The organism is Acetomicrobium thermoterrenum DSM 13490, assembly GCF_900107215.1.
Classification (GTDB): Bacteria; Synergistota; Synergistia; order Synergistales; family Acetomicrobiaceae; genus Acetomicrobium; species Acetomicrobium thermoterrenum.
The window spans coordinates 130,202-148,665 of record NZ_FNPD01000001.1 but is presented as its reverse complement, the minus strand read 5'-3'; the positions used below and the strand labels follow the sequence as shown (position 1 = coordinate 148,665).

Genomic DNA, 18,464 nt, shown 5'->3' with positions numbered 1-18,464 from the left:
ATGCCTTTGGGGGGACGGTAATCAACCAAGATCTATCACCTATATTGTCCTTTATTGAATTTATAACGGTCATAAAATGCTTTTGGATAGCAGAGCAATAAAAAACATTTTAAAGCTAGCCCAGGATTGTATTTGAATGATACCAACCCCCGTTTTAATGTATTTCTTATTTCTTCAATCTTTAGGCTGTCCCAAAAAAGATCTTCAATATCGTAGGTTATATAATTTCTTAATCTCCTAACTGTAAATAGGGGTATAACGTAACCCCTGAGAGTTTGCAGCAAATCCTCGTCTTTTTCCCCCATGGCTTCCAAATAACTTAAAAATTTATGGGGATCGAGCCAACTTGAAGGAGGAAAACGATTTGGGTCCAAAGCGCGTGTAATTGAGGAACTATGTTGGATATAGTGAACCAGTATATCAGGAACAAGGGCTACTTGTCGTGCATGGTAAAAAGCACGCCATCGAAAGTCAATATCCTCTCCCATAATTACGTCTTCGTCAAAAAAGACGTTGAAACGAGTAAGCAAATATCGGCTGTACATTGCGCTCCCTGACCAAACTTCGAGTTCTTCTCTTAAAAGGTGGATTAAAGCTTCTTTACCGCTCAAAACCTTTTTTGCGCTTTTAATAATACGAGGCTTAGATCCGCCATCCTCATATAACAGATCAAACGAACAGCAAGCTATATCAACAATGGACTTACTTTCTATTGCATTCACCAATTTCTTAATGAAATCCTTTTCTACTATATCATCGGCATCCATAAATATGATATATTTGCCTTGAGATAATTCAATTCCCCTGTTTCTGGCATTTGCTCCGCCTCTATTAGGCTGAATATACACATGCAAAGGGATATGAGAGTCTTTTTTTAGTAATTCACAAATTTCATATGTTCTATCAGTAGATCCGTCGTTCACAACGATAATCTCAAAATCCCGAAAACTTTGGGAAAAAAAGCTATTTAATGTCCCCCTGATAGTAACAGCAGCATTATAAGCTGGAATTACCACGCTGACTTTCGGACATTTCATCACTCACGTACCCCTTCTTTAGCCGCTGAGCCAAGAAATAAACCCACAGTTCCCCAGAACAGAGGAATTATTTCCTCGTAGAGAGGGGCATTGTCTACTGAGCCATAAATCACATATATTGCCCACAATGCAAGTGTCGCCAATCTAAATGTCGCGTTTGTTGTATTAGCAGGGGAATTAAATATTGACCTAAATATAGCCAGGAGAAAAACGACGAAAGTTGTTCCAGCGATTACTCCATGAACAGCAAAATTTTGAAGAAATAAATTGTGAGCATGCGCAAATGTCGTATAGGGAGTTGTATTATTCATCTCCTCCAAAATTGCCCCACATACAGTTCTGAAGTTTCCTGACCCTACACCCCAAATAGGATGTTGGCCTATCATTCTTATAGCTGCACTCCATACATATTCCCGTTCATTAAGGATTTCCATCCACCAATTCGGATGAGTTACATCAACAGATTTAAATTGCGCGAAAACATCAGGGTTGAATGCAAAAAATATTATTAAAGCAAATACTAGAAAGCTAACTAAATACATCGCTATTTTTTTTGTAGATAATATCAACATAATAAATGCACATGTTAGATATAAATAAGCCAAAACGTCTGAAGTAGAATATCTATAGGATAAAATAAAAGATAATAAAACTAAAATACATGAAAATAAATATATATTATTTTTGATGTTAATATTTTCAATTATATGAGCCATATTTATTAAACTTATCATTATTAAACCACTGAATAGAATATGTGGAGAAGCAAATATTCCATGGTGGTATCTGTATATTCCATTATAATAGATTTTTATAAAAACGAGTAATACTAATAACCAAAATACAACCCAATAATGAGCCGTGCTCTGAATTTCTTCCGAAGAGAAAGATCTGGCTATTAAATATCCGAGCAGCATATATATCCCAAAGGCCATTTTATACAAAGGACCATCAAGATCAGTAAAATTACCGTTCATCACAATATCAGAAACAATAACTGCTACTACAAACAGCAAATAATAAAAAACAATCCATTGAATCGTATTGTTCTTTGTCAAATCCCTTGTAATAATATTCTTGCTTTTCCTGACACTATAAATAAGCCAAAAGAGTAAAATCAACAACGGTAAAGTCGCATAACCCACTCCGAACAAAGAAATACCTTGGCTTATAAAAAAAACGTGCATAGGCCATTTGTTTTTTATGTTGTTCATATTCATTGAAAATCCTCCAATACTACATACTACACCTTATTATTTAGAGCATCTTCGTAGACTTTAATTATCTGTTTAATCATGTTTTCTTTTGTAAATTGTTTACTTCGCTTTAAACTCATATCGCTCAATTTAACCCTCAACATTTCATCTTCAATGACTTTCTTAAGAGTCTTAGATAATCCGTCAATGTCTCCCACGGGAAGCAATATACCCATATCGCCTATAGCTTCTTTAATACCAGGTTCTTCGTACCCAACAATTGGCAATCCACAGGCCATTGCTTCAAGCAAAGATAAAGGAAATCCTTCAACATTTGAGGGAACACATGCTACATCCAAAGACCTCCAAAAGTTGAATACTTCATCAGGAGGGATATGGCCTATAAATTTAACTTTTTCCGATATACCAAGACTACCCGCAAGGTTTTTCATTTCCTGCAACAATGGACCGTCACCGCCAAGCATCAGTTCAACTGAGAAACAATCACAAATTTTTGCAAAGGCCTTTAACAAGTCAGAATGTCCTTTTTGAGCCTTAAAAGTAGCCAAAAGTCCTATTCGTAATACAAGATCATCCTTTGAAAACAAAGGGGTTACATTTTTTGCGTCTTTTATGTCAATCCCGTTATAAACTACCCAGGTCCGCTCTACCCAGGGCATAGTCTTTTTGACATAATCTTCTACTGCTTTAGACACGCATATAATCTGCTTATGTCCCTTGTAGTGCTTCGGTTTGTGATACGAATGCATATGACAAAATAATCTCTTTTTGAATTCCGCAGAAAGAAAAGGCATAATATATCCGCTCAACTTAGCCGCACGTCCTAAATGCACATTAACTATATCATGCGTTTTAAGCGCTCTGGCGAAGAGCCATGGTGTGATTGGCTCGTAATCATTAAAAAACGGCACAACCCTGACTTTGACCTCGGAAGACAAATGCTCTACCAAGAGGGAGCCCTTTCTGACCCAGACTTCCACGTCATAGCCCATACCTGCGAGCCCGTTTGATATCATAACAACTACCTTTTCGGCGCCACCCCAGCCTCCCGCATCAATGGCTTGAAGGATCTTTTTCATTGCTCCACCTCCTCGCCTGCAAGCAACATTGCTACAGCCTCGTATAAAATCTGCGGCGTAATCCCTTTTGCACACCACCGCTTTCCTCCGCAGGCCTTCATGTTTCTGTCGGGACAGGGCGAACACTCGATCCCGGGATAAATGCTCCAAACCTGCCTCCCTACAGGCATAAACTTATTAACGCGCGATAGCAAGCTGATCACCAATGTCTTCGTGCCCAAGGCGGCGGACAAATGGGCCCCGCCCGAATCCACCGATAGGGTTAAAGCTGCCCTTTTAAGCAAAGCCATGGAAAGATACATTTCCTGGTCTATCGAAAGATCCGTTAGAAGGTAAGGTACATAAGCTCCTTCGCCCATAAGATCGGCCAGGTTCCTCAAGTTTTCAAAATCCCGGGGACCGCCGAACAAAAGCACCCTGAAGCCCTCTTTAAGCAGCATGCGGCCCAGGGAAAGGAAATATTCGCCGTCCCAATCCTTTACGGGCCTGGCGCTGTAGGGAAACATGGCAATGGCCTCGCCAAAGCCGTACTTTTCCCACAGATCACCGGCAATCTGCTCGAAGTTTTCGGGTATGACAATGCGGTGCAGCGGATCGGGAGGTGTGATGCCAAGCCTTCTTGCCATGATCAAAGTTTGAAAGGTGTCGTGCACCTTGTGTCTGTCTGGTTCCTCGAACTTCCAGTCGCTGAAGAAACATTTGCTAGAGTAGCCTATGCGGTGTTTATATTTAAAGCACAAAGAAAAAAGCAAAGACGGTACGAACTGACGTTGGGTGTCTATGAATAAATCCACCTCGCCCATTCGCCTTCCCTCGCGCCACCACTTGGCGTACTCGGGAAAGGCAGAAGGTCTGTGTTTTCTTACCACAGTATAAAGCACGTCGTCTATAAGTCCGTTATCCTTCAACAAACACTTAACGGAGTTGGTAAAGCCTCCTATCCAGGTGATATGGCTTTCGGGCCATGCCTGCCTTAAAGTGTTGAAGAAGGGGTTTATCATCACTATGTCGCCAATTCCACCACCTCCCACGTATACTAATATCCTCTTTACATCCAAAGTCTTGTATAGGGGGTCCTCATACCATGGACTATAAAGCTCTTCAGGATAATCGTTCGGTTCAATCTTAAATAAACGTATCGTAAAATCATGTCCAGATACTGACGTAGGCCATTCTTTTACTGTCATCAACATGTGCGCACATAACTCCCCTAAGCTTTGTATTTAAGTCTTTCATTCTAAATTAAAAGAAATTAAATTACAGAACTTTTAAATGTACATTTTCGATATACTTCAAAGACAAGCTCGGCCATCTCTGCAACTGAGCGTATTTTATTCCGGTCGAAATCATGAACAGATTTCCTTTCTGATAATAAAAGCTTAAGTGCTTCTCTCCAAGCTTGTTCGTCTCCAGGCTTTAATAAAGTATCAGGATTAAGGCATAACTCCCTCACTGGAGGAAGATCTGACGCCAAAACGGGAACGCCCATCTGGATGGCACGCATTAAGGTCATGCCCATTCCCTCTTCAAGAGAGGGGAATAAGAAGCAGGAACATCTGGCATGCCATTCATCAGTATCTTCTCGAAAGCCCCAAAAGCGGACTTTATCCTCAATCCCCAGATCAACGCTTAGTCTTTCAAGTTCCTCCCGTTTAGGTCCATCGCCCACAACATCTAAAACCCACTTCTCCTCTACACCTGCCAAAGCCTTTAAAGCAACTTGCAAACCCTTTCTGGACGTAAGACGACCAATAAAGAGAAACTTAAATGGATCGTCTTTCAAACTTCCCTGCCAACTTTTCTCCGTAGGCAGCAGTCCATTGTATATCACATAAGTCCTTTCGGGAAGGTATGAACTCAAATGCTCTTTAACCGAATGGCTCACACTTATAGCAGCACAGGCTTTTTTTAAAGGATGCAAAACAAAGGAATGTTTAAAGGTGTCGTGAGTGGTCGCGACCCAGGGAACGCCGCTAAAAGAGCTTGCCCACCAGGCGATCCAAAAGGGAACGCGCGAGTGGGCGTGAATTATCTGCCAGCCTTCCTTTCTTGCCCTTCGGGCAACAAGTAAAGCACACCAAAGGGCGGTAAAGGGGTTTTTGGCGTGAAGGGGAAGGTGCCATACCTTTACCGCTTCGTCGAGGAACTTTTCGAGCTTTCCCCCCTTGCTTACGACCATGACCTCATGACCCTGCTTTGCCAGCGCACCGGAAAGCCACAACACGTGGCGTTCCACGCCGCCTTCGTGAAATTCCGGAAGCATCTGAATTACCTTAAGCGACTCCCTTTTCACCTTGCCGACTCCCCTTTTTCCCAAGATGAGGCAATCCATTCTGCCGCCCTTTTAGCCTCGCAAAACTGCACGCCGTGTTTGCCCGAAAAACTTCCTTCGACGAAACTTTCGAAGTCGGCGAAGTCTTTTATAAAGCAGGCGAGATCTCGCTCGCAAAACCTCTCTATGGTCAGGACGAATTTCGGCACGCCGAAGAGGCACCCGGCCGACAGAATTTTCCAGTCGACAAGATGTTTGCAAAGGCCTTCGGCAAGTCTTTTTACGCTTTTTTTGCGTTCCGCCAAAAGGACGCCCACCCGAAAGCCAGCAGTCGCTGCCTCGGATACCATGGATACGGAGTCCTCGGTGGCCAAAAGGTGGGTGGCAAGGCCGAAGATGCCGTAAAGAGGGTTGTAGGGATCGCGGGAGGCCAGACAGAGATACCTGACGCAGGGGTGTTTTTGCGCCAGGCCTTCCAGGGCCTTTTCGCTTTCTTCGGAGGTGCGCCTGGAGGTCGTAACGTAAAGGTCGGCTCCGTTTTTATCGGCATGCTCGAATACAGGCTTTACGACTCCTTCGATCCAGCGGGGCGTGATGCGGTAGTTTCCGTCGTCTCCCCCCAAAAGAAGCCCTATCCTTTTTTCAAAACGGGGAGGAAAAAGCTCTTTTAGCCTTTCGGCTTCCTGTCTTATCTTTTCTTCGGTGACGAAGTTTGGGGCTCCCAGGGTGACCAGGACGTTTTTAGAAGACTTCGGGAAGTCGTGATCCGGGACGACAGCAAAATCAAAGGGCCTCGTCCCCAGCACGGCGGGAGTCATTATAGTAGCGCACCCGCCCTTGAAAAGCCGTCCCAAAGAGAGACAAAGGGGCGCAACTCCGCTTCCTGCGGAAAGAAAAAGCACCTCTTCGCCCGCCGCGTTGAGGGAGAGTAAGGTTTCTTTTACGGCTTCCGGGAAAGACAGCCCTCCTGTCCGCTTAAGCCAACGCACAAGCGCTTTTCCGTTACCATCTTTATCGATTGCCCTTTTGGCCTTAATTTTTGCAAGAAATCCCGCAGGTCTTGCCTCCAGTTCCCGCACCTCGCACCCGGTAATAAGGGACAGAAAATGAGCGACGCCGCGGCTTTGGTTAACGTGCCCGCGAATGCCGTCGCTTATTACGAACACCGCTTTCAATCTTTTGCCTCGGGACATGTCTACATGACCTTCATTCTACTCGTTGTATATGGTTTCCCTTCTGTCAGGACCGACGCCGAGGATTATGACGGGAAGGCCCGTCTCCTCTTCTATAAATTTAACGTAGTCTCGTGCTGCCAATGGAAGGTCTTCCATGGTTTTAGCCTTGCTAGTGTCTTCGCTGAAGCCCTTGAAGGCCTTATAAACAGGCTTTACTGAATTTAAAATCTCCGTATCGGCGGGATATTCCTCGAACCGTCTGCCCTCCTGTTCGTAGGCGACGCAAACCTTTATCTCCTCGAGGCCTGACAGAACGTCAAGCTTAGTTAATGCCAAATGGGTAGCGCCGTTGACCCTGATGGCGTACTTCAAGGCCACCATGTCGAGCCAGCCGCACCTCCTGGGCCGTCCCGTCGTGGCGCCGAACTCTTTGCCCTTTTCTCTAAGGAAGTTGCCCTTATCTTCAAAATCCTCCGACGGGAAGGGCCCCTCGCCGACCCTGGTGCAATAGGCTTTGGCCACTCCTATAATTCTGTCCACGCCTTTCGGCCCCACACCCGTACCCGTAAAAACCCCTCCACAGCTGGGATTGGAGCTCGTCACGTAGGGGTAGGTTCCGTGATCTATGTCCAGCATGGTGCCCTGGGCGCCCTCGAAAAGCACCCTTTTTCCTTCCTCCAGGGCATTGGCCACGACCAGCGAGCTGTCTCCGACGTAAAGGGAGAGGCGCTCCTTCCACTCCATGGCCCTTTCGAAAACGGAATCGAAGGATATGGGCTTTTCATCGTATATCCTTGTGATTATCTGGTTTTTCAAGCCGAGGATGTAATCCAGCTTTTCACGAAGTGTCTCGGGATGCATCAGGTCGTAAACCCTGATGCCCGTCCTGTTGAACTTGTCCACGTAGCAGGGGCCTATGCCCTGCCCCGTCGTTCCAATGCGTTTTTCGTCCCTTCGGCTCTTCTCTTCCAGCTGATCTAATATTTTGTGATAGGGCATCACGACGTGAGCGGAACCGCTGACGATCAGCCTTGCCCTGTCCATGCCTTGAGAGGAAAGCTCGTCAAGCTCCTCAAAAAGCCTGTCGGGGTCTATAACCACGCCGTTTCCCACAACACAGGTCTTTCCGGAATAGAGCATCCCCGAAGGGAGGATGTGAAAGACGTATTTCTTGCCCTCTACTATGACGGTATGCCCTGCGTTAGCTCCTCCCTGATAACGAACCACCACATCGCATTTAGACATTATGGCGTCGACGACCCTGCCCTTTCCTTCGTCGCCCCATTGCATTCCTAGGATTACTTCTGCCTTGCCCTTCATTTTTACACATCCCTTCCTTGAATTTGGTGGGATTAAAAACGCGATTAATTGCCGTGAGATTTGGATAAAATACGAACGAGTTCGTCGACGGTCACTAATTTTACACCTATGTCGGGATTCGAGTCCAGTTGATTTAAAAAAGTCAATGTGACGGGGCGGGCGTGGCATATGGCGACGGCGTAACCCCGCCTCTGCGCCTGACCCGCCGCACGCTCAAGCTGGGACCACATGAACTTAATGTCCTCCAAGTGGTCGATGAAGGCTCCGTTTTCCAAGGCAAAAATGCCCGCCTTTCTCGCCTCGATAGCTGCTACGGAGGAGGCAGCCGTCCTGCTGTCCAAAAATATCATGTTATCCTGTCTCAGCTCTTCCATGAGAGCTCTCATCGCCCTCATGTCGGAAGTCGCCGCAGAGCCCCTGTGGTTGTTCACGCCGATGGCGCCCGGGAGGGACTTTAAGGCCTCCCTTACGTTTCTTCTTATCGTTTCGTCATCCATGGAAAGTGCTACAAGATGCTTTTGGCTTTCCATGTCCCCGAAAGCCTGCATAGGGACGTGTACGAGAAAGGGGATGCCCTTGTTTCTCGCCAACTCTGCCGTAGCTTTGCTGCTCCTCTGGAAGGGTATTATTGCCCAAGTCAGGGGAATCTTCAGTCCGGCAAGCTCCTCAGCCCTGGCATAGGAAAAACCTAAATCATCGACGACTATAGCAAGATAGGCACCCTTCAAAGATTTCGCCTTTGGGAATTCCTCAGTCAAGGCCTGTTTTTCCTCTCCCCTTTCTGGGAGATGTCCATCCTCTGCTGTATTTGGATCTATGGTTACTTTTTCACCGCTAGCAGAAGATAAGTTGTCACTTACCTCTGCCCTGACGATTGCTGCCCGGAGGTCTTTCGATGGCACATCTTTTCTGGTGGCCGCAAAGATCAATCCCAGCCCGATCGCCATGACGAAAAGCATTATCGTCCAAAGGTGTTTTTTTGAAAAGTTCATCTCCTACCGTTTGGCCTCTCTGGCTTTAACTAAAAAAGCTTCGACTTCTTTCAGCGCTTCCTTGAGCTGTTCGTCGTCTTCGAGCTTTCCCGTATACTTTCCTTCTACCTTAACGTGGGGCTCGATGCCCACCCCGTCGATCACGACGCCCGAAGGCGTGTAGTACCTGGCAATTGTGACGAAAAGGCCCGAACCCTCGGGAAGTTTGAAAAGGGTCTGAACTGACCCCTTGCCGAAGCTCTTTTCGCCGACGAGGACAGCTCTGTCCCTGTCTTTAAATGCCCCTGCAACTATCTCTGAGGCACTGGCGCTTCCTTCGTTTATCAAGACAGCAACGGGACCTTTAAAGAGCGCACCGGGGTTGGCATTAAAGACCTCGTTGGCCCTATCGACCCTCCCTCGTATGCTCACCACTTCGCCGCCGTCGAGGAAATAATCCGCCACGGCCACACAGGCGTCGAGCAAGCCGCCGGGATTGTTTCTCAAATCCAAAACAAGCCCCTTTGCCTGGGTATCCAGGGCTACCTTTAAAGCGCTTTTCATCTCTTCAGGTGTCTTTTGCGTGAAATGGGAAATCCTGATATAGGCAACGTCGCCCGTCAACCTTTTCTGGCTCACGGAATCTATCTTTATAAGCTCCCTGGTCATCTCAAATTTTAAAAGCTCGTCGTGCCCTTCGCGCCTGACCCAAATGGTGACTTTACTGCCCGGCTCTCCGCGCAACATCTTGACCACATCGTTTATGTTCCAGCCCAATACGATATCGTCATCGACCTTGACTATCTCGTCCATGGGCTCTAAGCCGACCTTGTGGGCAGGGGTGCCCTCTATAGGGCTTATGACGAGGATTTTGCCGTCCTTGCTTCCTATGTATATGCCCAGGCCGCCGTATTCTCCCTCGATATCAATCTCTTCCTGTTTTAACTCGTCGGGATCGACAAATCTGCTGTAGGGATCTCCCCAGGCTGCCACCATACCTTTCATGGCGCCGTAGAAAAGCTCTTCGTCGCTTTTTTTATTCTGGTCGTTCACATGATAGGTCTCAAGGATCGACCTGGCCTGCTTCATCATCCATACGTATTGGGCCTCGAAGGGAAGTATGTCCTTGAACTGAAACTCACCCCTAGCCCCAGTGACGAGAAGGCCTAAGCTGCCGAAAAGAATCAGGAGCAGCAGCCCTAATAGGAATCCCTTTTTCTTGCTAATGAACTTTTTCACTCCCATCCCTCGCCTTCATTTGCATCATGGCAAATATCTAAGAGGATCAACTGCATTGGCGTTTATGCGAACCTCGAAGTGAAGATGCGGGCCGGTGGCTACGCCGGTATTTCCCACCCTTCCTATTATGGCGCCCTGGTTTACGACCTGCCCTTCCCTCACATTTATGGCGGAAAGATGGGCGTAAACAGTAGTCATATCGCCGCCGTGATCAAGTATTATAACCTGTCCGTAACCTTTAAGCCAACCCGTAAAGAGGACTTCTCCCCTAGCCGCGGCCTTCACGGGCGTGCCGTGAGCAGCGCCGATGTCAATCCCCGTATGCACCGTCTTCGTCTTGAAAACAGGATGGACCCGAGTCCCGTATCTGTCGTTTATGCTCCCCCCTACCGGCCAGAGCAGTTTGCCCTTCGGCGCGACTAGTATAGTTCGGCCGCTCGAAGCTGCTGCCCTTCGCCTTTTTTCAGCGATGAGGGATTTTATCTTTTCCTGAAGCTCCCTTTGGGAAGCTGCAAGCTCGGCAGTGGCCTTCTCGTGAAGGCTCTTTTGCTGCCTTATGTCCGAAATAAGTTTTTTCTGTTGGCTTTGCGCCTGAAGCAGTTTTTTTCTCTCCGACTCAAGGTCCTTCTTGTTGGCCAAAAGGTCCTGTTTTTGCCTTTGAAGCTCAGCCTTGGATTCCTCGAGGGAACGTTTCCTTTCCCTGACTTCGCCTATAAGTTCGCTGTCGGCCTTTGCGACTCTTCCAAGAAGATAGCTCATGCTCATGGCTTCCTGCACGTTTCTTGCCGAGAAAAGCAGCTTATACTGGCTCACCGAACCGAACTTATAAAGGCTAACCACGCGACTGCTCAAAGCCTTTTTCGCCCTGGCCAGAAGCGCCTCTTCTTCCTCGATCTTTTTGCTTAATTCCTTTATTCTTTCGTTGAGCTTTCTTTCCTTCAGCTCCAAGACCTTTATCTTCTGCCTGGCCACCTCCTCCTTTTGATTTATCTCCTCAAGCTCCGCGAGGAGGCTTTTTTCCTTTTTCGCGTAGGAAGCTGCTTCCTTTTTGTGTTGTTCGATCTTTTTCTGTATGTATTCGAGCTTTTGCTGTTCCTGATTTATTCGGGCATCGAGATCATCGGCGAAAGAGGGACCGGTCAAAGCCAGGGTGCCCAAAAAAAGGGCGAAAATAAAGACGAACCAAACAGGGAGTTTCTTTCTCCCAAAATTCACCGCCCTCACCTCCTAATTTTCCTCATCTCGGTTTTAAAGCCCTGCGGACATATTTATACACAGCCGTCCAGCTGCACAGCCACCCAAGCGCCACCCCACCGCCTACAAGGAGACAAAAAAGCCAAAGAGATATCTCGGGCGAATCGAGCATGGTAAAAAAGGGCAATACCTTTGACAAAACATCTACTAGCCATCTGTAGGCCCTGAGCAGTAAAAAAAGGGCTATCAACGCTCCAACTCCCCCCAATATGACGCCCTGCAGGAGAAAGGGAAGTGATACGTAGCTTGGAGTGGCACCCACCAAAAGCATGACGCCTATCTCCTCTCGCCTGGAGTAGAGGGCAATCCTGATGGTGTTCATCATGATAACGAGGCTCGTAAGCAGCGCCACGAAGAACACGGCCATGGCGAACCTGTTTAAAAAATAAGCCAGTGAAGCCAGCCGCTCCGCTACCTCTCCTGCGTATATTACGTCTTCCACCTCGGGGAAGGCCTCTATCTCTCGCGCAACGGTGGACAGGTTCTCTGCCCTGTCCACCGTTGCGATGACGCTCGGTGGAAGGGGGTTGTCGCCTAAAAGAGATATTATCTGTTCTCCCTGGCCAATCTTGGCGTCCAGGCGCTTCAAGGCCTCTTCGGGAGATATGTAGCGCACCTCTTTGATTTCGGGCATGTTTTTCAATTTTTCAAGGACCGCCGACCTCGCTTCCTGATCCTTGAGATAGGCCTCTACGGTGAGGTCGCTTTCGATCTGAGAGGCGAGGGACGCCACATTTACGGAAAGCAGGATGCTCATCCCCACGGCTAAAAAGACCGCCACCACCGTAACGAGCGTCAGTAGAACGACGCCAAAATGGCGCGTCAGCAACCTCATCGTGTCTCTTATTATATACTTAAAGGTCGCCATAGAGCTCCACCTCTCCTCTCGGCTCGTCGCTTACGATTCGCCCCCCGCTCAACCGGATCACCCTCGCCCTGAAGGCGTCGACAACATATTGATTGTGGGTTGCCATCAGCACGGTCGTCCCCGAGGCATTTATCGAAAAAAGGATGTCCATTATCGACTCGGCCGTCTCCATATCGAGATTTCCCGTGGGCTCGTCGGCTATCAAAAGCGAGGGCATGTTCACCACAGCTCTGGCTATTGCCAACCTCTGCTGTTCTCCTCCCGACATCTGCTCGGGATACAAAAAACGCCTCTTCCAAAGATCCAGCCTGGTCAATATGGCCTTGACCCTCTCTGCGACCTGCCTTCCGGGCATGCCTATGGCCTCCAAGACAAAGGCCACGTTTTCAGCTGCATTGAGATGGGGCAAAAGCTTGAAATCCTGAAAGACCACACCGACCTGTCTCCTGTAAAAGGGAAGCTGTCCCAATCTCATCTTCCTCAAGTTGTACTTTCCGACAATGATTTGCCCCGACGAAGGAGAAAGCTCCCTGTTTAACATACGCAGAAGCGTGGTCTTTCCCGAACCGGTGTGCCCGACGAAATAGACGAATTCGCCCCTTTTTACGTTGAGATACACGTCCTCCAAAGCTACTATGTCGGGGTGAAAGATCTTCGTCACACCGGCCATCCTTATGTCCATTCTATCACCGCCTTCTGGTTGCCCAGACTTGAGCGACAGCCCCAACTATCTCCCTATGGGTTAGGGAATAGTACTCCTGAAGTTCCGCAGGCGCCCCGCTTTCTCCAAAGCGATCCCTTATGGCGACGAACCTCAGGGGAACAGGATAATTTATTCCGAGGCTTTCCGCTACAGCGCCGTAAAGGCCTCCTACCTGATTATGCTCCTCGGCAACGACACAACACCCCGTCCTTCTTACCGAGGACTGAATGAGGTCTTCCGGCAAAGGTTTAACGCTATAGCAATCTATCACCTCGGCCTCTATGCCCTGACGGGCAAGTATCTCGGCTGCCTTCAAGGCCTCAAACAACATAATACCACAGGCGATGACGGTGACGTCCCTGCCTTCCCTGACGATCTTTCCCCCGCCCGGCTTAAATTCCTCCTTGGGCGAATAAAAAATAGGAACGTCCATGCGCCCCAGCCTGATGTAGAGAGGTTTATCGTATTTGAAGGAAGAGACTATCAAATCGCGAGCCGACCAGTAATCGGCCGGTACCATTACCGTCATGTTGGGAAGGGCTCTCATCAAAGCCAAATCCTCGAGCATCTGATGGGTCCCGCCGTCCTCCCCCACGGTGATGCCAGCATGGGTGGCTATGAGTTTTACGTTCAAATCGGGCATGGCGACGCAGCACCTTATCTGATCATAGGCCCTCCCGGCCAAAAAAGAAGAGAAGGCGACGGCGTAGGGCTTCATTCCCGCCAGAGCCATGCCGCTTGCGACTTCCACCATGTTTTGTTCCGCTATGCCCACGCTGTAATATCGGTCGGGAAATTCCTCCGCAAAGGTCTTGGTGTAAGTGGAGGAAGCGACATCGGCATCAATCACCACAACGCCTTCGTCGAGCCCGGCAAGCTCAGGCAAGGCATCTTTAAGCGCTTCGCGTGTGCTTCTTCTCTCCATTATGATCGCTCCTCCCCGTCCAAAGAGACCGACTCCTTGTTGAGCTCGTCGAGCAACAAGGTTACGTCGTTTCTGGTGAGGCTGGCCTTTACGGGAATATCCCCTCTTTCTGCCAAAGTAACGCCCCTTCCCCACTTGGTGCGGGCGATTATGGCTTTAGGCATTCCCCTGCTGTCCGATGCCTCGGCGAAGGCCCTATCGATGGAAGGATAATCATGGCCGCAGGTCTCGCTGCAGAAAAATCCGAAGGCCTGGAACTTCTCTATAAGAGGTTCCAGGGCCTTTATCTCTTCCGTCCTTCCTTCCATTTGAAGGCCGTTTCGATCAACGATCACATAAAGGTTATCAAGCTTCCAGTGGGAAGCCGTCATCAAAGCCTCCCAACAGGAGCCCTCCTGAAGCTCGCCGTCTCCTACCAGGCAGTAAATCCTGCTCTGGGGCGAAGTTTTTCTCAAAGCAAGGGCCATTCCGCAGGATATCCCGATCCCCATGCCCAAAGATCCCGACGGCGCGTCAATTCCAAGGGCAGTCATGTACGCGGGGTGGCCCTGCAGCAACGATCCCAATCTCCTGTAGTTCCAAAGCTCCTGTCTCTCGAAATACCCCCTTCTGGCCAATACGGCATAAAGGCTGGGACAGGCCTGCCCCTTGCTCAAGACGAACCTGTCCCTCTCCCGCCATCCGGGCTCATCAGGGTTTATATTCATAAGATAAAAATACAGATAAACCAAAATGTCCACGCAGGAAAAGGCCGATCCCAAATGGCCCGAGTCGGCCATGGATATCATGCGCAATACGTCCTTTCTTATATCCAGGGCTATACGGCGCAGCTTCAGCTGTTGTTCACGTTCCAATGCTCCTCATCTCCCAACGCAATCTTTAAAGCCGAATTGAAACTTTTCCGCAACACTTCTCTCGCCTCGGCAACCCTTTGCCCTTCGGCCGGCCGTGCCTCCAAAAATAGGGAGTCAAATCTTTCGCCTCTCTCCCAAAGGGGGATATTCCAGGTAAGGGCGAAGGACCTTACCTTCGGATCGTAGGGAAAAGCGACCAGGGGAATGCCTTTCAGCAGGGCAAGAAGGCAAAAATGCAACCTCATCCCTACTGCCTTTGCCGCTCCCTCAAAGGCAGGCTCTACGTCGCCGGCCTTTTTGAGCAAAAAAACCTCGCAATCGGGGCTAACGCCTGAAGCCTTCAACTCCTCCAGATCTTCCTCGGCCATGCACACCACCCTAAGCTTATATCCTTGCATTTTAGCAAATCGCTCCGCTTCCCGCACCAGCAATTTTACCCCTCCCTCTCTCTGAGGCAAGGGCCTCACGTTGAAAACTAAAACGTCCCTGGCCGAGGTTTTTACGGCTTCTTTAAAAGAAAGTGCGAACACGGCATCGGGCGCCAAAAAAAATTCAAGTCCCCAGGATGAAAGGAGCGCTGCCGAATTATCGTCCCTGACGTACCTGGGGCTACAATGTTTTAAGGCGTTTCTTGCGAGTTTTGCCGCCAATTTAGAACGGAAGGGCCCTACGGACTGTCCGAAAGCCCAGGGACGAGCTCCGGCCATTCGGGCAAGAAAGACCACACCCCAGTAGTAAAAAGAGGACCTAAGGCTCGTAGAATCCTGAAAGAGCCCGCCTCCACCGAGAAGCAGGCTCCTGCTCTGCCTTAAGGCACGAAACACCTCAAAGAGGTTCCACCTATTAACGGCGGCAACATCAAATTTCTCGGACGTCTCCTTAGGATTTGCGGAGAGCACACAGAGGCGGGACTTGTCAATTCCCGCCTTGAGGGCCATTTCTATCAATGCTCGGCAAATGAGTTCATCGCCCATATTACCGAAACCGTAGTATCCGCTAAGCACTACGTCATATACCTTCGCCACCAAAAAATAACCTCCTGATGGCCTTGATCCTTAGGGCCAAAAGAAAGACTCCTATGACAACAAGCCCAAAAAGGGACCCCACCCAAAGGCCGTTGAACACCCTCCAACAGATGAAATATATCCTCGTGTGAAAATGGCAAAAGCTGTTTACGGCCGAGGCGAAAGCAAGGGAAGAAGCCATCCTAAGCAAGAGGTGAATCTGATGTCCAAACCTCGTAAGGGAATACTTCGACTTCATGACACCAATAAGCAGGGCCAGCCAAAGGGCCGGATAGCCGACGAATATCTCCTTGTTTCTCGGCCGAGCCACCAGGTAACGTTCGAAGGCATCCCTCAAAGCCACCTCCCACTTTGGCACGAAGGAGACGTTTCCGCTTCTTATTAATAACACAGCAGCTGCGGCAATAAGAAAAAGAAGCAGCAAAAGCTCCCCCCATAGGGGCGGCCGTTTCAATACATTTATCGGGCTTTCCGGATAGCGCCGCTTGGTCATATCGTAAAGCAAAACAAAAATCGGCGGAAGGGCAAGCGTCGCCTTGACCCCCGAAAAGGTCAGCAGGCGAAGCATATAATGAGGTGTCCCGAAAAATGACGAAAGGGCAAGGCCTACGGCAAGGACAAGCGCCATACCCTTAAGCAACCCGTAAAAGGGCTTTTTGTCCTCGAGAGCCGCTACGGTTGCGACGGAAGCGCCAAAGGCAGCGAGCATGGCGCCCATTATCCTGGCAAGAAAGCTCGCGTAATTTGCTCCAAGGGCAAGCACTGCTATGATGGCGGCTGCTTTCAAAAAAAATCCTTTTGATTTAAAGTGCTCTTCGGCCATAGACGTCAAAAGGGCGAAGACGAGCAGATTGGCAGCCAAAAAAGCGATCACAGACCACATGTTTCGCTGCCAGCTGCCGTAAGGTTCCCCAAGTTTTATCTCAAAGCCGTCCCTTTGGAGTAAACCTTTCAGAGAGAGCAAATCTTCCTCGAAACTGTCAATCCAGGGGGCGGAGGCGATATCGTAGGGCCTGAGCAACAAAACCCTCACGGAACGCTCCCTTGCGGCCCTGGCAAAGCGCTCCACCAGGACGGGACGGGAGAGGTTTCTTGTTATTACCTCCTGCGTAGTTACGCTGTGAAGGGGAAGTATGTTGGGAAAGGATTGCCAACTTAAGGTGTTGCCCCCAATTTGACGGACGAACTCCGGCTGCAACAATAGGGCATCGTATCGTCTCATTACTTCTACGACGGCAGTCGTATCGGGATATCCGAAGACCACCGTTCCCTGGGGCAAGACACCCCTTAGCCTCCAAAGGGAGGCAAAGAGCAGGTCAAGGGACGAGGCCACATTTTCCGAAGCTATGCCGAAGGTGGGAGAGGGCCTGTAAACCAGGGGGACATCCAGTCGGGCAAGACGCTTCATTGCCTCCGGGTCCGGCACTACGCCCACTTCCAAAAACTCCTTTGGCTCCCCCTGGAGGACATAAACTCTCCCCCCCGGTGCATCATAAACTTTGCAGCCGGGAAAGCGAGCGTGCAAATACTTTCTGAAAAACCAATCGTCGTATTCCAGAGGGACGAAAAGGGCCGCCTTTCCCGACAGGCCGTTGAACCTCTTTTGAGGCAAGATATCCCTTAACGTGCCCCACAAAAAGGGGGAATCGCCGTCCCGCAGGTCCGCTCCCGTCAAATCTTTAAAGGATATGGCCGAAATCCCCCTTTCGAGCAGTCGATCCAGCATATCCTCAAAGTCAAGTCCCGTCTGCCGGGCCATAATCTCCACATCGGAGTATTCCATGAGCAGGGCGACGTCCTTTTTTGCCATTTCTTCCCTGAACCTGTATTGCAAGCCCAATATTCCCGCGACAACAGCGCACAAAAGCAGGATGAAAGAAAGCTTCCTTAAAAAAGAACTCACTTGACACACCTCCACTGGGCCTCGAGGGGCCAACCCATGCGCTCCAAAACCTTAGATAAAGTAGCGAGCGGCAGGCCTACCACGTTAAAATAACATCCTTCGATCCTTTCCACCAGTAATGCACCCTTGCCCTGAATTCCGTAAGCGCCAGCTTTATCCATGCCTTCCTCGGTGTCGAGATAGGCCAAAAGGGCTTTTATGTCCATCCTTCTGAAGGTAACCTTTGTGACCTCATGATCGAAAATTATCCTGTCGGCTTTTGCTACGGCCACTCCAGTATAGACCTCATGCGTAGAGCCGTTGAGGAGGGAAAGCATGTCCAGGGCCTCTTTTTTGGAGGTGGGTTTACCCAGGATACGTCCCTCCATATAGACCAGGGTATCGGCACCTATGACGTAACGCTCTGGATAAAGATTTGCTCCAAAGAGGGCCTTCTTTTCGGCCAAAAGCTCTACGGCCTGAGAGGGAGAATTAAAATCACCGACATTCTCCTCCACGTCTGGAGATATGAACAAAACATTCCAGCCCAAAAGATCGCTCAGCAAGCTCCTTCTTCTTGGGCTGTTCGAAGACAACACTATCGGCACCGATCGATCCATGGTTTCTCTCCTTCCGACAACGA

The 18,464-nt window shown here is 49.0% G+C and carries 17 protein-coding genes; all 17 read right to left on the bottom strand.

Annotation, left to right across the window (positions count from 1 at the left end):
* Window positions 1-35: 35 nt before the first annotated feature.
* Genes BLU12_RS00785 through BLU12_RS00705 form a run of 17 tightly spaced genes read right to left on the bottom strand, consistent with a single transcriptional unit; the run spans window position 36 to window position 18,441 of the window.
* On the bottom strand, window positions 36-1,037 hold the full coding sequence (locus BLU12_RS00785) for a glycosyltransferase family 2 protein (RefSeq protein WP_091459859.1): 1,002 nt from the start codon (window positions 1,035-1,037) through the stop codon (window positions 36-38).
* Window positions 1,037-2,257 (bottom strand): O-antigen ligase family protein, encoded by a 1,221-nt coding sequence (locus BLU12_RS00780; RefSeq protein WP_091459857.1) that lies wholly within the window; start codon window positions 2,255-2,257, stop codon window positions 1,037-1,039. Before BLU12_RS00780 ends, BLU12_RS00785 begins: the two co-directional genes overlap by 1 nt.
* 23 nt (window positions 2,258-2,280) lie before the next feature.
* Window positions 2,281-3,333 (bottom strand): glycosyltransferase, encoded by a 1,053-nt coding sequence (locus BLU12_RS00775; protein ID WP_091459855.1) that lies wholly within the window; start codon window positions 3,331-3,333, stop codon window positions 2,281-2,283.
* Entirely contained in the window at window positions 3,330-4,526 is a 1,197-nt protein-coding gene (locus BLU12_RS00770; protein WP_091459854.1) for a glycosyltransferase family 9 protein, read from the bottom strand. Before BLU12_RS00770 ends, BLU12_RS00775 begins: the two co-directional genes overlap by 4 nt.
* A gap of 59 nt (window positions 4,527-4,585) precedes the next feature.
* The gene (locus BLU12_RS00765) at window positions 4,586-5,665 is read right to left on the bottom strand and encodes a glycosyltransferase family 4 protein (RefSeq protein ID WP_234945346.1); all 1,080 of its coding nucleotides are present in this window, start codon (window positions 5,663-5,665) and stop codon (window positions 4,586-4,588) included.
* Window positions 5,623-6,771 (bottom strand): mitochondrial fission ELM1 family protein, encoded by a 1,149-nt coding sequence (locus BLU12_RS00760; protein ID WP_234945362.1) that lies wholly within the window; start codon window positions 6,769-6,771, stop codon window positions 5,623-5,625. The genes BLU12_RS00765 and BLU12_RS00760 overlap by 43 nt, the downstream gene beginning before the upstream one ends.
* Window positions 6,772-6,816: 45 nt before the next feature.
* Window positions 6,817-8,100 carry an adenylosuccinate synthase gene (locus tag BLU12_RS00755; RefSeq protein WP_091459850.1) on the bottom strand — a complete coding sequence of 428 codons (1,284 nt, stop codon included), beginning with the start codon at window positions 8,098-8,100 and terminating at the stop codon, window positions 6,817-6,819.
* A gap of 44 nt (window positions 8,101-8,144) precedes the next feature.
* Window positions 8,145-9,092 (bottom strand): divergent polysaccharide deacetylase family protein, encoded by a 948-nt coding sequence (locus tag BLU12_RS00750; RefSeq protein ID WP_091459849.1) that lies wholly within the window; start codon window positions 9,090-9,092, stop codon window positions 8,145-8,147.
* A 3-nt stretch (window positions 9,093-9,095) separates the two neighbouring features.
* Window positions 9,096-10,316, bottom strand: coding sequence for a S41 family peptidase (locus BLU12_RS00745; protein WP_091459848.1), 1,221 nt, complete (start codon window positions 10,314-10,316; stop codon window positions 9,096-9,098).
* An 18-nt stretch (window positions 10,317-10,334) separates the two neighbouring features.
* Entirely contained in the window at window positions 10,335-11,525 is a 1,191-nt protein-coding gene (locus tag BLU12_RS00740) for a murein hydrolase activator EnvC family protein (protein WP_234945345.1), read from the bottom strand.
* A 22-nt stretch (window positions 11,526-11,547) separates the two neighbouring features.
* Window positions 11,548-12,432 carry a cell division protein FtsX gene (locus tag BLU12_RS00735; protein WP_091459845.1) on the bottom strand — a complete coding sequence of 295 codons (885 nt, stop codon included), beginning with the start codon at window positions 12,430-12,432 and terminating at the stop codon, window positions 11,548-11,550.
* On the bottom strand, window positions 12,419-13,114 hold the full coding sequence (locus BLU12_RS00730; protein WP_091459844.1) for a cell division ATP-binding protein FtsE: 696 nt from the start codon (window positions 13,112-13,114) through the stop codon (window positions 12,419-12,421). Before BLU12_RS00730 ends, BLU12_RS00735 begins: the two co-directional genes overlap by 14 nt.
* Before the next feature lie 4 nt (window positions 13,115-13,118).
* Window positions 13,119-14,060, bottom strand: a complete 942-nt coding sequence (locus tag BLU12_RS00725; protein ID WP_091459842.1) for a transketolase family protein — start codon at window positions 14,058-14,060, stop codon at window positions 13,119-13,121.
* Window positions 14,060-14,914, bottom strand: a complete 855-nt coding sequence (locus BLU12_RS00720) for a transketolase (protein WP_091459841.1) — start codon at window positions 14,912-14,914, stop codon at window positions 14,060-14,062. Before BLU12_RS00720 ends, BLU12_RS00725 begins: the two co-directional genes overlap by 1 nt.
* Window positions 14,893-15,939, bottom strand: coding sequence for a polysaccharide pyruvyl transferase CsaB (gene csaB, locus BLU12_RS00715; RefSeq protein WP_091460068.1), 1,047 nt, complete (start codon window positions 15,937-15,939; stop codon window positions 14,893-14,895). Before csaB ends, BLU12_RS00720 begins: the two co-directional genes overlap by 22 nt.
* Window positions 15,923-17,842, bottom strand: coding sequence for a DUF5693 family protein (locus tag BLU12_RS00710; protein WP_091459839.1), 1,920 nt, complete (start codon window positions 17,840-17,842; stop codon window positions 15,923-15,925). Before BLU12_RS00710 ends, csaB begins: the two co-directional genes overlap by 17 nt.
* A complete protein-coding gene (locus tag BLU12_RS00705; RefSeq protein ID WP_091459838.1) occupies window positions 17,839-18,441 on the bottom strand; it encodes a Maf family protein in 603 nt (200 codons plus the stop codon). Before BLU12_RS00705 ends, BLU12_RS00710 begins: the two co-directional genes overlap by 4 nt.
* Window positions 18,442-18,464: the final 23 nt, after the last annotated feature.

Bases quoted from the DNA above. Each gene is read 5' to 3' on its own strand.
- BLU12_RS00785 (WP_091459859.1), bottom strand. From the start codon at position 1,037: ATGAAATGTCCGAAAGTCAGCGTGGTAATTCCAGCTTATAATGCTGCT.
- BLU12_RS00780 (WP_091459857.1), bottom strand. From the start codon at position 2,257: ATGAATATGAACAACATAAAAAACAAATGGCCTATGCACGTTTTTTTT.
- BLU12_RS00775 (WP_091459855.1), bottom strand. From the start codon at position 3,333: ATGAAAAAGATCCTTCAAGCCATTGATGCGGGAGGCTGGGGTGGCGCC.
- BLU12_RS00770 (WP_091459854.1), bottom strand. From the start codon at position 4,526: ATGTTGATGACAGTAAAAGAATGGCCTACGTCAGTATCTGGACATGAT.
- BLU12_RS00765 (WP_234945346.1), bottom strand. From the start codon at position 5,665: ATGGATTGCCTCATCTTGGGAAAAAGGGGAGTCGGCAAGGTGAAAAGG.
- BLU12_RS00755 (WP_091459850.1), bottom strand. From the start codon at position 8,100: ATGAAGGGCAAGGCAGAAGTAATCCTAGGAATGCAATGGGGCGACGAA.
- BLU12_RS00750 (WP_091459849.1), bottom strand. From the start codon at position 9,092: ATGAACTTTTCAAAAAAACACCTTTGGACGATAATGCTTTTCGTCATG.
- BLU12_RS00745 (WP_091459848.1), bottom strand. From the start codon at position 10,316: ATGGGAGTGAAAAAGTTCATTAGCAAGAAAAAGGGATTCCTATTAGGG.
- BLU12_RS00735 (WP_091459845.1), bottom strand. From the start codon at position 12,432: ATGGCGACCTTTAAGTATATAATAAGAGACACGATGAGGTTGCTGACG.
- BLU12_RS00730 (WP_091459844.1), bottom strand. From the start codon at position 13,114: ATGGACATAAGGATGGCCGGTGTGACGAAGATCTTTCACCCCGACATA.
- BLU12_RS00725 (WP_091459842.1), bottom strand. From the start codon at position 14,060: ATGGAGAGAAGAAGCACACGCGAAGCGCTTAAAGATGCCTTGCCTGAG.
- BLU12_RS00705 (WP_091459838.1), bottom strand. From the start codon at position 18,441: ATGGATCGATCGGTGCCGATAGTGTTGTCTTCGAACAGCCCAAGAAGA.